General features: G+C 67.3%; 12 protein-coding genes. 7 read left to right on the top strand and 5 right to left on the bottom strand.

Features of this window, described 5'->3' with window-relative positions:
* Window positions 1–3: 3 nt before the first annotated feature.
* Both ACYVDN_RS00850 and ACYVDN_RS00845 read right to left on the bottom strand, forming a co-directional pair.
* Window positions 4–774: a glycosyltransferase family protein gene (locus tag ACYVDN_RS00850; protein WP_460567504.1), complete on the bottom strand. Its 771-nt coding sequence runs from the start codon at window positions 772–774 to the stop codon at window positions 4–6.
* A complete protein-coding gene (locus ACYVDN_RS00845; RefSeq protein ID WP_460567502.1) occupies window positions 764–1972 on the bottom strand; it encodes a lipopolysaccharide biosynthesis protein in 1209 nt (402 codons plus the stop codon). Before ACYVDN_RS00845 ends, ACYVDN_RS00850 begins: the two co-directional genes overlap by 11 nt.
* 144 nt (window positions 1973–2116) lie before the next feature.
* On the opposite strand from ACYVDN_RS00845, the gene ACYVDN_RS00840 reads away from it, so the two are divergent.
* Window positions 2117–3130, top strand: coding sequence for a glycosyltransferase family protein (locus ACYVDN_RS00840; protein ID WP_460567500.1), 1014 nt, complete (start codon window positions 2117–2119; stop codon window positions 3128–3130).
* Window positions 3131–3139: 9 nt separating this feature from the next.
* Here ACYVDN_RS00840 and ACYVDN_RS00835 read toward each other — a convergent pair whose 3' ends face one another.
* Complete coding sequence (locus tag ACYVDN_RS00835; protein WP_460567498.1) at window positions 3140–4102, bottom strand: glycosyltransferase family protein; 963 nt, start codon at window positions 4100–4102, stop codon at window positions 3140–3142.
* A gap of 88 nt (window positions 4103–4190) precedes the next feature.
* Between ACYVDN_RS00835 and ACYVDN_RS00830 the strand changes: the two genes are divergently transcribed.
* The 4 genes from ACYVDN_RS00830 to ACYVDN_RS00815 all read left to right on the top strand — a co-directional run bounded on the left by ACYVDN_RS00830 (window position 4191) and on the right by ACYVDN_RS00815 (window position 7249).
* Complete coding sequence (locus ACYVDN_RS00830; RefSeq protein ID WP_460567496.1) at window positions 4191–4922, top strand: glycosyltransferase family 2 protein; 732 nt, start codon at window positions 4191–4193, stop codon at window positions 4920–4922.
* Window positions 4919–5311, top strand: a complete 393-nt coding sequence (locus ACYVDN_RS00825; protein WP_460567494.1) for a DUF2304 domain-containing protein — start codon at window positions 4919–4921, stop codon at window positions 5309–5311. The genes ACYVDN_RS00830 and ACYVDN_RS00825 overlap by 4 nt, the downstream gene beginning before the upstream one ends.
* 133 nt (window positions 5312–5444) lie before the next feature.
* Window positions 5445–6386, top strand: a complete 942-nt coding sequence (locus tag ACYVDN_RS00820; protein WP_460567492.1) for a glycosyltransferase family 2 protein — start codon at window positions 5445–5447, stop codon at window positions 6384–6386.
* Window positions 6383–7249 (top strand): glycosyltransferase family protein, encoded by an 867-nt coding sequence (locus tag ACYVDN_RS00815; RefSeq protein WP_460567490.1) that lies wholly within the window; start codon window positions 6383–6385, stop codon window positions 7247–7249. The genes ACYVDN_RS00820 and ACYVDN_RS00815 overlap by 4 nt, the downstream gene beginning before the upstream one ends.
* Before the next feature lie 10 nt (window positions 7250–7259).
* On the opposite strand, the gene ACYVDN_RS00810 is transcribed toward ACYVDN_RS00815, so the two are convergent.
* Complete coding sequence (locus ACYVDN_RS00810) at window positions 7260–9221, bottom strand: DUF6541 family protein (RefSeq protein ID WP_460567488.1); 1962 nt, start codon at window positions 9219–9221, stop codon at window positions 7260–7262.
* A 222-nt stretch (window positions 9222–9443) separates the two neighbouring features.
* On the opposite strand from ACYVDN_RS00810, the gene glf reads away from it, so the two are divergent.
* The gene (glf, locus tag ACYVDN_RS00805; RefSeq protein ID WP_460567486.1) at window positions 9444–10604 is read left to right on the top strand and encodes a UDP-galactopyranose/dTDP-fucopyranose mutase family protein; all 1161 of its coding nucleotides are present in this window, start codon (window positions 9444–9446) and stop codon (window positions 10602–10604) included.
* Between the two features lie 32 nt (window positions 10605–10636).
* Window positions 10637–12655 carry a glycosyltransferase gene (locus tag ACYVDN_RS00800; RefSeq protein WP_460567484.1) on the top strand — a complete coding sequence of 673 codons (2019 nt, stop codon included), beginning with the start codon at window positions 10637–10639 and terminating at the stop codon, window positions 12653–12655.
* Here the strand turns inward: ACYVDN_RS00800 and rfbA are convergent.
* A complete protein-coding gene (gene rfbA, locus ACYVDN_RS00795) occupies window positions 12652–13518 on the bottom strand; it encodes a sugar nucleotidyltransferase (RefSeq protein ID WP_460567482.1) in 867 nt (288 codons plus the stop codon). The two genes, ACYVDN_RS00800 and rfbA, sit on opposite strands and share 4 nt — an antisense overlap.

Genomic DNA, 13518 nt, shown 5'->3' with positions numbered 1-13518 from the left:
CGATCAGGTCGCGGAGCGCCGACGCCGCGCACGGTGACCGGCGACCAGGATGGCGCGCACGAGCATCCAACGTGCCTTCAGCACCGCACCAGGGCCACGAGGCCGAGACGGCGACGTGTTCGCGTCGTGAAGCCGTCTGAGCACGGTGACCTGTTCGAGGTGACGCATCGTGCCGCCGGCGTTGCCGCACAACGCGATCCAGAGGTCGTGCGACTCGGTGAGGAAGGCGGGGAAGGGAACGATCCAGTCGCGGGCCCGTGCGGATATGGCCATGGCGCACCCGAAGTAGGGCATCGCGCCGGCCAGCACCCCCAGGGAGTTGCGCACGCCGTGCGTCGACGTCGAGGCGCTCAGGCGCCAGTCCGGGCTGCCGAACGGCGTCGGAAGCGGCCGGTGGTCGGGGTACAGGGCGAGGTTGGATGCCACGACGTCGTCGTGCTGCAGGGCATCCACCAGCATCTCCAGGCGCCCCGGCGTCCAGACGTCGTCCTGGTCGCTGAGCAGGAGTGCCGATCCGCGGGCTCGTTGCAGCGCTTCGCCGAAGGTGGCGACGTATCCCTGATTGGTCTCGTGCACGGAGACGCGGATCCGCGCATCGCCGAAAGCTGTGACGACCGCCACGGTGTCGTCGGTCGACGCGTCGTCCACCACGACGACCTCGCCGTCGGCGGGAAGCTGCTCGAGGATGGAGCTGAGCTGCTCCTGGACGAAGCGCGCTCCGTTGTAGGTGGCCATGCAGACGCTGACCGAGACCGGCGTTCCTTCAGCCGCCATTGACATCTCCCGCCGGCTCGTGGAGACGCGTCCTGCGCGCCAGCTCCCTGTGGAGCACGGAGTACTGGTACACGGCCACCACAGCTTCGGAGGCTGCGACCGACCACGCGACGAGCGGCGGAAGGTGCAGAGCCGCGAAGAGGATGATCAGGGGTGCTCCCACCGCTGCCCCGATGACGGTGGAGGCTGCGAGCGAGCGAGCACGGCCGACGGGGACCAGGCAGGCGTAGCCGATCACCGCTGAGGACGCCACGAAGACGAACGCCGTGCCGAGCGGGATGCTCAGCGCGAGCGGCACCACGATCTCGCCACCCGACAGCAGCAGGGCGAGCGGCTGGGTGAGGAACGCGACGAGGGCACCCCCAACGACGCCGAAACCGAGTCCCGCCCAGGTCGCATGCCTCATGCGGACGTAGGAGTGCTGTTCGCCAGCTTCGGGGACCCATCCCTGCAAGAACTGCTGAACGGGTGAGAACGCCACGTTCGCATACCGGAAGAACCGATCCGCGAGGGCGTACACCGGCACGAACCCGGGCAGGAAGATCTGGATCGAGAGCAGCGGAAGGTTCACGTAGAGACCCGACGTGAGAGCGCTGGTCACTGCGTGACGCTGGCCCGCAAGGCTCGCCACCACCGCCCGCGGGGATGCCTTGCCCCGGATGTCGGCGCCCGAGCCGCGCAGCACGACGAAGGCGTCGATGAGAACGGCGACGAGACTGCCGGCCGCCTGCACGATGAGGAAGGCGATCAGGCTGTGGGTCGTCACGGCGGCGACGAGCCCGAGGAGCGTGCCTGCGAGCGTAGGAAGCGAGTCGCAGACGAAGAGACGCCACGGACGGGCTTCGCCGACGAAGTACCAGCTCGCGCCGAGGAACGGCAGCAGATAGGTCACCGAGCCGACGAGGGCGACAGTGACGTCGCCCCTGGTCAAGAAGGTGAGCACGACGCCGCTGACCACGACGCCGATCACGAAGAGGAACGAGCGCGCGACCAGCGATCGGGCATAGAGCTCCGGACGGTCGGTCTTTGCTGCCGCCGCTACGGACGAAGGCCCGGTCGCGCCCCAGCCGAACGCGACCATGATGCCCACCAGCTGAGCCGTCGCCTGTACGACAGCGAGTGAGCCCCATTCGGCGGCGCCCAGCGAACGCACGAGCAGCGGAATGGTGACGAGGCCGAGCACCGTGCTCGCCGCCACCGGCACAGCGAAACCGGCGATCCGCTTTGAGATACTGATGAGTGCGCGCCGGGCCACTGGTCTTCCCTCGAGTTTCGGACCACCAGAGTCTACGGGCTCTCCAGGCGCGATCCGCCGCGAGACTCAGCCCGACACAGGAGCACGATGGATGACCATGCCGGCTTCGGCACGGTGGCCATGGCCGCCTACAACCCCGACCCCGAGCTCTTCGCTCGTCAGCTGAGATCGATCCAGGATCAGACCCACCGAGACTTCGAGTGCCTGATCTCCGCCGACGGGAACCCGGACAAGGTGCGAGCCCTCGTCGAGGAGTCCGTGCCGGGCGACGAACGGTTCCGCGTGATCGGGTTCGAGGAGCGCGTCGGCTTCTACGCCAATTTCGAGCGGGTGGTGGCTGCGGCGGCCCCTGAGTCCACCTGGATCGCCCTCAGCGATCAGGACGACTACTGGTTGCCGCAGAAGCTCGCGACGCTCCTCCCCCATCTCGGCACGCACTCGCTGGTCTCCGGCCAGGCACGGATCGTCGAGTATCCCTCCGGACGAGTCATCTCACCGGACACCGGGCGTCTCGACCTGGCTGCTCCGTACTTCACGCTCACCAACCAGTTCACCGGTGGCATCTGCGTGCTGCGGCGCGACGTGCTGTCGGTCGCCCTTCCGTTCCCCCGCATGTCGACGCCGTCGGAGGTGCACGACCACTGGCTCGCTCTCTGTGCCTCGACCCAGTCGGGAGCGCTCGTTACCGCCGATGTCGTGCAGGACTATGTGCAGCACGGCGGCAACGTGATCGGCGAGATGCTGTCCGATGAGGGCAGCCGCATCCGTCCTTCGTCGAGCTGGGCGACCGTGCGTTCGATAGCCGACCGCTACGAAGGAGGGCACGGCCCGATGGCCGTGGCGAGATCGGTGTTCAAGGTCTCGGTCGGATGGCGCCAGCTCATGGTCGAGACGCTTGCACTGCGCGCCGCGGACACCCAGGAAATGCGGCAGCTCGTCGCGCTCTACGGCAGACGTCGCAGGCTCGCGCGCACGTTCCGTTTCATCCGCGAGGCCCGCCGTCGCGACCTCGTCGCCTCGCGGAGCGTGCTCGAGTACCTGGGCGGATGGATCGCCGGCTGGTTCGTCGGTGGCAGGTCGTTGGGGACGCCCAAGCCCTGAGGGCTACCGTCATCCCTCGGATCTTGGTGGTGCAGGCTGTGGTCTGTCGACCCGTCGGCCGCGCCACGAGATGGTCGACGCCTTCTCGTTCAGAGCATTCGGAATGCGACCGGTCCCGCCCTTCCGGCCGTCTCTCCACCCGCACCTCAGCACGGAGACGAGAGCCGATCTGGGACGAGCGAAAGCCACGGCGACCACGAAGTGCGCGACATCCCTGTTGCGTTCGCGTCGCAGAAGCGCCTTCGCGGCGTGCCGGTAGCGCCGGGTCACGATGACGCGATTCCGCGCCCGGTAGTAGTACCTGAAGGGGGTGCTCAACGTGGTGCTCACCCTTCGCCCGAGCACAGACATCGACTGGAAATGCCCGAGCTCGTGGGGAAGGTCGAGGCCGGGGGCCGCGACCGAGACGAGTCCAGCGGCGATGGCTCTGAGGTAGAACTCCACGTCGACGAGGTCGATGAAGAGACCCTCGTCGAACGCACCGATGCGCTGAAGAGCGGAGCCGGTCACGAGCATGCCCGATTGGATGGGACGCAGCGCCTCTCGCAGGCCGGGCGCGAGCTCCGGTCCGGTCTGGTCGACGCCCGCGAAGGTCTCAGGCGCGACGATCGCGACGGGCAAGCCGGCGGACTCCGATTCGCGGAGCACCTCCAGCAGTCTCGCAATGAACCCTCTAGGCAGGACGCTGTCCTGATCGAAGGTGACGACGACGTCGGACGGGCTCGGGTCGGCGGCCGCGATGCCGGCGTTGAGTGCCGCGGCGATCCCCCTGTTCTCCGGAAGCACGACGAGTTGTGCGCCCGCGCGAGACAGGTCGGAGTGCACCGGATCGAAGCCATCGCCGCTGCCGTCGTCGACCACCACCACGTCGTCGGCCTGCTCGATGATCTTCGCGACGTTGTCGACCACATCGCCGCCCGGCCGGAAGACGGACACCACGGCGACGACACGACGGTCGGGGGAAGCGCTCACCCGACGATTCTTCCGCACCGGCCGACCCGCCGGCCTCACACGGTTCGGTCGCCACGCCGCCACCCGCTCACCCGGTAGAATCCCGGGCATGTCCACCGCCCTCGAGCGCACGCTGATCGTCATGCCAGCGCTCAATGAAGAGTCGAGCGTCGGGGCGGTCGTCGACGAGGTCTTCCGCACGCTGCCCGGCGTCTCGTGCATCGTGATCGACGACGGCTCGAGAGACGGCACAGCGCGCATCGCCAACCACGCCGGCGCCACCGTCGCGCAGCTGCCGTTCAACCTCGGCGTCGGCGGAGCCATGCGACTCGGCTTCCGCTTCGCGCTCGAGAACGGCTACGACAATGTCGTGCAGGTCGACTCCGACGGTCAACACGACCCGGCTGAAGTGATGACGCTGCTCGCGGGCCTCGACAAGGCCGACATCGTCATCGGCGCCCGCTTCGCCGGAAAAGGGGCGTACGTGGTCAAGGGTCCGCGACGCTGGGCGATGTCCCTTCTCTCGGTCGTCATGAGCCGCGTTGCACGCACCAAGCTCGACGACACCACGTCGGGTTTCAAAGCGATGGGACCACGCGCTGTTGCACTGTTCGCCTCGAACTATCCGGCCGAGTACCTGGGCGACACGATCGAGGCCCTCGTCATCGCAGCGAAAGCGGGTCTCACCATCACCCAGGTGCCGACGGAGATGCGAGAACGCACCACGGGCGCTCCGTCGCATAACCCGATCAAGGCCGCCGTCTATCTCGCCCGCGCCGCGCTCGCCCTGCTCGTCGGCCTGATCCGCCCATCCACCCCGCGGCCCGGAGATGCTTCATGACCGTCGCCAGCTACGTTCTCGGCGTCGTCGCGTCGCTGCTCGTCCTCATCATCGTGATCGAAATGCTCCGTCGCAGGCGGCTGCGCGAGCGTCATGCGCTGTGGTGGCTGATCGCGGGCATCCTCGCCCTCATTGCGGGGCTCTTCCCCAACACCCTCGCGTGGGCGGCACAACTCGTCGGCGTGCAGATACCGACGAACCTCGTGTTCTTCGTCGGCATCGCCATCCTGTTCCTGGTGTGCCTTCAGCACAGCTCCGAGCTCACCACCGTGGAGGCGAAGACCCGAACCTTGGCTGAGCAGTCCGCGATGCAGGAGCTGCGCATCCGCGAGCTCGAACGACAGCTGATCGGAAAGGACAGGCTGTCGTCCGATCCCGACGAGAGCTGACGGCAGCACGGCAAGCGACACGTTCTCGTCGCACCGAATCGCACAGAGTTACCGGATAAACTCCATCGGTCCCTGCACGCATCCGGCATTCGCCGACACGTCTGCGTGCCCAGCAGAGTTCGAAGGGTCTCGCGTGCGCATAGTCGCGGTGGTCGTCGCCTACAACAGGCGCGAGCTCCTGCTCGAATGCGTTGATGCTCTCGCCGCTCAGACCCGCGCGCTCGACGCGATCGTCGTGGTCGACAACGCCTCCACCGACGGCTCGGGAGACGCCGTCGCGACCGCGCACCCGGAGGTCGACCTTCTACCGCTCACGGTGAACACCGGAGGGGCCGGCGGCTTCGCGGTCGGCATCGAGCATGCCATCTCCGCACAGCACGCCGACCTGATCTGGGTGATGGACGACGACACCATCCCCACCCCGACCGCGCTGCAGGCGCTGTTGGATGCCCGTGCCGCGGCCCGTGAGACCCCCGCCATCCTCGGCTCGCGAGTGGTGTGGACCGACGGGCTCGATCATCCGATGAACACACCCCGCCGCAAGCCTCTGGCCTCGGCGGCCGAACGTCGGGATGCCGCCGCCGCTGGGGGCGTGCCGGTGCGATCGTCGTCGTTCGTCTCGATGCTCGTCGACGCCGCCGCCATCCGCGAGGACGGCCTGCCGATCGCCGAGTACTTCATCTGGAACGACGACTTCGAGTTCAGCGCCCGCACCCTGCGCGAGCGGCGTGGCCTCTTCGTGCCGTCGAGCGTCGTACTGCACAAGACCAAGGCGCGAGCCGACACCGACGCCGACCCTGGCGAGCGCTTCTACTACGAGGTGCGCAACAAGATCTGGCTGTTCCGCGCCTCCCCCGCGCTGGCGTGGTACGAGCGCCCGCTCTACCTCGCTGCGACCGGCAGGCGGTGGCTGCGCACGTACCGCCGGTCATCCGATCGCGCGACGATCGCCCGCACCTTCCGTTCGGGCTGGCGGGACGGCTTCCGCGACCGTCCGCGCAGCAACAGCGCCTACCTCGCCTCGCTCGGGCTCGACGCCACTTCGATGGCGGAGTTCGAGGTGACGAAGCGATGACGTCGCTCCCCCGGTTCTCCCTTCTGCTCCCGGTCTATGGCGGCGACTCTGCGCCCTTTCTGCTCCGCGCGTTCCGCAGCTCGGTGGTCGACCAGACGCTGAGGCCGTCCGAGGTGGTGCTGGTGCAGGACGGCCCGGTCTCCGCACCTTTGGTCTCCGCGATCGCCGAGCTCGACAGGACAACGCCAGTACCGCTGCGCATCGTGATCCTGCCCGAGAATCGCGGCCTGTCAGAGGCACTCACCGCAGGCCTCGCGGAGTGCACCTTCGAGACCGTCGCGCGCATGGACGCCGACGACGTCTCCGAGCCGAACCGCTTCGCCGTTCAGCTCGAGCTGATCGCGCAGGGCTACGAGCTCGTGGGCAGCGGGCTCAACGAGTTCACCGAGACCGATGACGGCGAACGCCTCGGCGTGAGGCGCGTTCCCCCCGTCGAGCCCGACGAGATCCGGCGATACGCGCGCTTCCACGACCCGTTCAACCATCCGACGGTCGTCTACACGAAGGCGGCTGTCGAGCGCGCGGGCGGATACCAGCCGCTCGGCATGATGGAGGACTACTGGCTCTTCGCGCGCATGCTCGCAGCCGACGTGCCTGCCATCAACACGTCTGAGGCACTCGTTCGCTACCGCGTGTCGTCCGGCGCATACAAGCGTCGCGGCGGGCTGAAGCTGCTTCGAAGCGAGTGGATGCTCCAGCGCGCGTTCGTGAAGAGCGGTTTCACCTCCCGCGGGCAGTTCCTCCGCAACATCGTGGTGCGCGGCGGCTATCGGCTCGTGCCGGAGCCGGTGCGTCGCCGGGCGTATCGCTCGATGATCGCGGGCGAGCGCAGCGTGGCAGACGGAGCCTCCACGAAACCCTGAGAGTGTCGCGTCAGTCGCAGCCGGTCACCTTGTAGAGCTTCGCCGGTCCCTCCTGGTCGACGAGCGTGAGCACCGGGCTGTTCGACAGCCCGTTCATGCCCGCGTTGATCTGCGCCTTGCCGAAGACCCCGACGTCACCGAAGTCGAGCGCGTACTTCACGTTCTCCTTCTGCAGCGCAGCGCACACGTCGGATCCGGGCGTCGCGTAGCGCAGGCTGGAGAGGATCAGCGCCTGGGCGTCGTTGCGAGGGCCGTAGATGTGCGGCACGAGCGGTAGGCGATCGGCGAGCGCCCACACGAGCGAGGCGCCGGTCCACGGGTCTCCTGCCACGACGGCATCCTGCGGCACTTCCTTGGGAACACGATCGAGCAGCGCGCGTTCGTCCGACGACAGCAGCCAGGCGTTCGGTCCCTGGGCGAACGATGCGGTCGCCCAGCCCGACATCGAGGCGAGCGCCGGTCCCGTCTGCGCGATCACGGTCGCCACCAGCGCAACGACCAGCCCGACGGCGGTGCCGACGGCGACCCAGCCGCGATGCCTGGTCGTTAGTCGCATGCCGAACACCGTCGCCAGATCCGCCACCCACTGGATGCCGATGACGGCGAGTGGCACGAGAACGACGGGGCCGAGCGCGACGAGGCGGTGGATGTCGCCGTACCAGGTTCCCGTCACGGCGAAGCGCCAGCGGCCTTGGGCCATGATCGCGGTGGCGACGTAGAAGAACCACACCAGCGCAAGCGAGCCGACGAGCCAACGGTTGCGCCGTGTGACGAAGGTGGCGACGACGCCGAGCAGCACCAGCACCGTCATCGCAGTGGCCGCCGGGGTGTCCTGCCCGTTCGTGACAGCGGCGACCAGTGCGTCCCCGAGCGACTTCGTCGGTCCCCACGTGGCGGAGGCCCGCGGCGGACGAACGACGATGAAGAGGATGAGCCCGACGACCACGACCGCAACGGTGATGATCACGCCCCGACGCATGCGCTGACGGGACGCCCCCTGCTTCCTGGCGTCCTTGAACCAGCGCCAGCCGAATGCGAACATCAGCGGGAATCCGACGACAAGCAGCGACGCGAACGCGTTCGGGTGGGCCAGCGCGATCCCGGGAAGCACCGCGATGAACGCTACCCAGGCGAGCACGCGAGACAGGGTCGGCTTTTTCGCGAAGCCGACGGCGAGTACGAGCAGGCCGAGCGCGGCGGGCAGCCCGGCCAGCCCGAGGAGGTTCGGATACAGAACCCCGTAGGTGACCAGCAGCAGCGGGAAGGCGGCGAAGCTCGCCGAGACGATGCCCGTGACGAGCAGCGCCACGGGCCGAGGACCGAGGATGACCCTAACGAGGAGCACGCAGCCCAGCGGCCAGATCAGGCCGCCGATCACGATGTTCAGAGCGTTCACGGCGACCGGGATGCTCGCCCCTGAGTAGATGGTGGTGAGGCTGGCGAGAACGTGCCAGAGGTTCGGGTAGAAGCCCCCGGGACCGCCGAACGCCGCGTTGAGGTTGATGAAGCTCAACGGGTTCGCGTCGTGGGTCGCGATGATGTAGCGAACGCCGTTCAGATGGAAGACGTCGTCGAACGTCTGCGAGACGGCGTCGGGGCGCACCAGCGCGGAGCCGAAGCGGATGCCGAACGCGACAAGCGCGACAGCGACGGACACCAGCGCGGCCATGCTCGGCCACACACGGTCACGGTATGGCGCAGGCGCCGGTCGTCTCCGCAGCACCAGGATCATGACGCCCGCCGCCACGACGACGACGACGAGGGCACCCACTGCCGCGCTCACTCCGGTGAAGGGAATGTGCGCGAGACCGAACGCCAGCGCGACGACCCCGAACACGGTCATCGAGAGCAAGGGGGCGAGTGCCCATGCTGTGATGCCACGAGCTGTGGCCGCATAGGCGACGACGAGCCCCGGCAGCAGAACGACGACCGCGGCCGCAAGGACCGCGGGCACGATGACCCACCAGCTCATGCTCGCGGATCACCGATGATCGGTCGCGGGCACCCGCTGCGAACGAGGGGCGTCAGGCGAATCACTGCGTCACGATATCACCCGGTGAGACCGCCAAAGCTGTGATGGTCGCCTTACGCATGAGACGTGTCGCAGAGAACCGGCGAAGGCGTCCCGTAGACTCGATGGCTGGTCGTGGCAGCGATCCGCGCGCCGAATCCACAAGCGAAGGGACACGCGTCAGTGAACCCAGATCTCGTCGTCGTCGGCTCCGGCTTCTTCGGACTCACCATCGCCGAGCGCGTGGCCGACGATCTCGGGCTGAAGGTTCTCGTGATCGACAGGCGCCCGCACATCGGCGGCAACGCGTACAGCGAGGCCGAGCCGGAGACGGGCATCGAGGTGCACAGGTACGGTGCCCACCTCTTCCACACGTCGAACGTTCCCGTCTGGGAGTACGCCAACCGATTCACGAGCTTCACGCCTTACGTGCACCGCGTCTACACGAACTATCGCGGTGAGGTGTTCCCGCTCCCGATCAACCTCGGAACCATCAACCAGTTCTTCCGCTCGGCGTACAGCCCGGGCGACGCCCGCGCGCTCGTGGCGGAGCAGGCCTCGGAGTTCGACACCCAGGGCGCTGCGAACCTCGAGGAGAAGGGCATCTCGCTGATCGGACGCCCGCTCTACGAGGCGTTCATCCGCGACTACACCGCCAAACAGTGGCAGACCCCCGCCGACGAGCTTCCCGCCGAGGTGATCAGCCGACTCCCGGTGCGCTACACGTACGACAACCGCTACTTCAACGACACGTTCGAGGGTCTGCCCGTCGACGGCTACACCGCCTGGCATGAGCGGATGGCCGATCATCCGAACATCGAGGTGCGGTTGAACACCGACTTCTTCGACGAGTCGCAGCCGGTGAACAAGAAGTCGGTCGTCGGGCGCATTCCCGTCGTCTACACGGGACCCGTCGACCGCTACTTCGATTACTCCGGTGGAACCCTCTCCTGGCGCACGCTCGACTTCGAGCGGGAGGTGCTGCCGATCGGCGACTTCCAGGGCACCCCCGTGATGAACTACGCGGATGCCTCGGTGCCGTACACGCGCATCCACGAATTCAGGCACTTCCATCCCGAGCGCGACTACCCCACCGACAAGACGGTGATCATGCGGGAGTTCTCCCGCTTCGCCGGCCACGACGACGAGCCGTACTACCCGGTCAACACCGCGTCGGATCGCGAGAGCCTGCTCGGCTACCGTGAGTTGCAGGCCGGCGAGCCGAACGTGTTCTTCGGCGGCCGGCTCGGCAGCTACCAGTACCTCGACATGCACATGGCGATCGGGTCCGCGCTGTCGATGTACTCGAACAAGATCAAGCCGCTGCTCTCCCCGGAGGTCTGAGAATGCCACGGACGCCTACCGTCGACGCTTCGATGGATGTCGCACCAGAGCCGGCTGCCGCGACCGAGCCTGGCACCCGGTCGGGCACGGTCCTGCAGAGGGTGATCTTCCCCGAGCACGCCGATCCGCAGGCGCTGCCGTTGTTCCTCGACCCCGAAGTGTGGTCGTGGTCGGCGCGCGAGGAGTCCGACAAGGAGCGCCTGGCGAGGATGCGGGGCGTCGTCTCCATCCGGCAGCCGAAGACGGCGTCACGACTCACCGACCGCAACGGCCTCGGCTGGCTGCGCGGCAGGCGCGGCCTGCGCATCCCTTCGTTCAAGTCGACGTCGCTCGCCACCTACTTCAACGCGTTCCCCGCCAGCTACTGGAAGGCGTGGACGTCACTCGAGGCCGTCGAGCTGCGCATCCAGACCGCCGGCACCGGACGCATCGTCGTGTACCGCTCCAACGCGCGGGCGGTCATCCAGCGCGTCGACTCCGCAGAGGTCGACGGGCCGACGACGACGACCTTCACCATTCCCCTGACCTCGTTCCTCGACGGTGGCTGGCTGTGGTTCGACCTCGTCGCCGACGAGCACGCCTTCGAGCTCGTGCAGGCCGACTGGATCGCCCCAGAGGGCACGGCACGACGCGCAAACGACCGCGCGACCGTCTCGATCACCACGCTCAACCGCGGTGACTACTGCTCGAGGCTTCTGGCGGCGATCGGCGGCGACAAGGATGCCCTCGCCGTGCTCGACCGGGTGCTGGTCGTCGACCAGGGAAGCGAGAGGATCGCCGACGATCCCGGTTATCCGGAAGCAGTCGATGCGCTCGAAGGCAAGCTCACTCTGATCGAGCAGGCGAACATCGGCGGCTCCGGCGGGTTCTCGCGCGGCATGCTCGAGACAGTGGACGCCGGCGAATCGGGCTACGTGCTGCTGCTCGACGACGACATCGAGATCGAGCCGGAGAGCATCCGTCGCGCCGTCACGTTCGGGAACTTCTGCACCAAGCCCACCATCGTCGGTGGCCACATGTTCGACATGTACGACAAGCCGCAGCTGCACGCCTTCGCCGAGGGCATCAAGTGGTCCCCCTTCATGTGGGGGCCGTTCACGCCGGAGCGGCACGACTTCAGCGCATCGAACCTGCGACAGACGCCGTGGATGCACCGCCGCTACGACGTCGACTACAACGGCTGGTTCATGTGCCTCATCCCGGTCGAGACGCTCAAGAAGGCCGGCCTCTCGCTTCCCGTCTTCATCAAGTGGGATGACGCGGAGTACTCGCTGCGCGCCAGGGAGCACGGCTACCCGACGGTCAGCCTGCCGGGCGCAGCCGTCTGGCACGTCTCGTGGGTCGACAAGGACGACACCCACGACTGGCAGGCCTTCTTCCACGAGCGCAACCGGCTCGTCACCGCTCTCCTCCACTCACCGCACAAGCGAGGCGGCCGCCTGTGGCGCTCGATGCTCGCCAGCGACGTGAAGAACCTGCTGACGATGGACTACTACACGATCGCGATGCGCATGTCGGCCATCCGCAACGTCTTCGAGGGGCCGAAACAGCTCCATGCCGACATGCTCGACCGGCTTCCGAAGGTGCGGAAGTTGGGGGCGGGCTTCACGGAGGCGAAGCTCGTCAAGGACTCGGCGCACATCCCGCACTTCCCGGCGCGTGAGATCACCGAGCTGACCCAGCGCACCGTCGATCCCGGCCCCCACGGCGTCTCGTTCGTGCTCTGGCTGGCTCGGCAGGTGGCTCGTCACAGCCGCAAGGTGACGAGCGACGTGAGCAAGCCGCACGGCCACCTGACGTATCAGGATGCCCGCTGGTTCGAAGTCCCCAACTGGGACAGTGTGCTGATCTCGAACGCCGAGGGATCAGGCGTCACCTGGCACATCAGGAACCCCAAGAAGTTCCGCATGCTCCTCCGCGACTCGATCCGGCTGAACCTGCGCTACCGACGCGAGTGGGATCGTCTGCGCGCGCAGTACCGCGAGGCGCTCCCCGAGATCACGTCGATCGACGCCTGGCGCGCCACGATCGAGGGCACGAAGAAACCTTAGGCCTCGTCGACGAGCTTCATCAGGTACGCGCCGTACCCGCTCTTCACGAGCGGCGCCGCCAACTCCCTGAGCTGGTCGTCGTCGACCCATCCCGCCCGCCAGGCGATCTCCTCGATGCAGCCGATCTTGGTGCCCTGACGGTCCTCGATCACGCGAACGTACTCGGATGCCTGCATCATCGACTCGAAGGTTCCGGTGTCAAGCCACGCGGTGCCGCGGTCGAGCACCTGCACGTTCAGCGTCCCCGCCTGGAGGTAGCGTTCGTTGACCGTGGAGATCTCCAGCTCACCGCGAGCACTCGGCTCGATGCTCTTCGCGATCCCGACGACGTCGTTGTCGTAGAAGTAGAGCCCGGGAACCGCGTAGTTGCTCTTCGGCTGCGCCGGCTTCTCCTCGATCGAGAGCGCCTTGAAGTCTTCGTCGAACTCCACGACACCATAGGAACGCGGGTTGCTCACGTGGTACGCGAAGATGGTCGCGCCCTCGTCCAGGGTGACGTGGCGCAGCGCCGTGCCGAGGCCGGTGCCGTGGAAGATGTTGTCGCCGAGGACGAGCGCAACCGACTCATCGCCGATGAACTCCTCGCCGATGATGAACGCCTGGGCCAGTCCGTCGGGCGACGGCTGCACCGCGTACTCGATCTGCAGGCCGAGCGCCGAGCCGTCGCCGAGCAGTGCGCGGAACTGCTCGTTGTATTCGGGTGTCGTGATGATCAAGATCTCGCGGATGCCCGCCATCATCAACGTCGACAGCGGGTAGTAGATCATCGGCTTGTCGTAGATGGGCATCAGCTGCTTCGAGATGCCCTTGGTGATCGGCCAGAGCCGGGTGCCCGATCCGCCGGCGAGGATGATGCCGCGCAT

This window comes from Humibacter soli, assembly GCF_054779035.1.
Note: the sequence above shows the minus strand (reverse complement) of the source record. Positions and strands in the feature narration are given on the sequence as shown.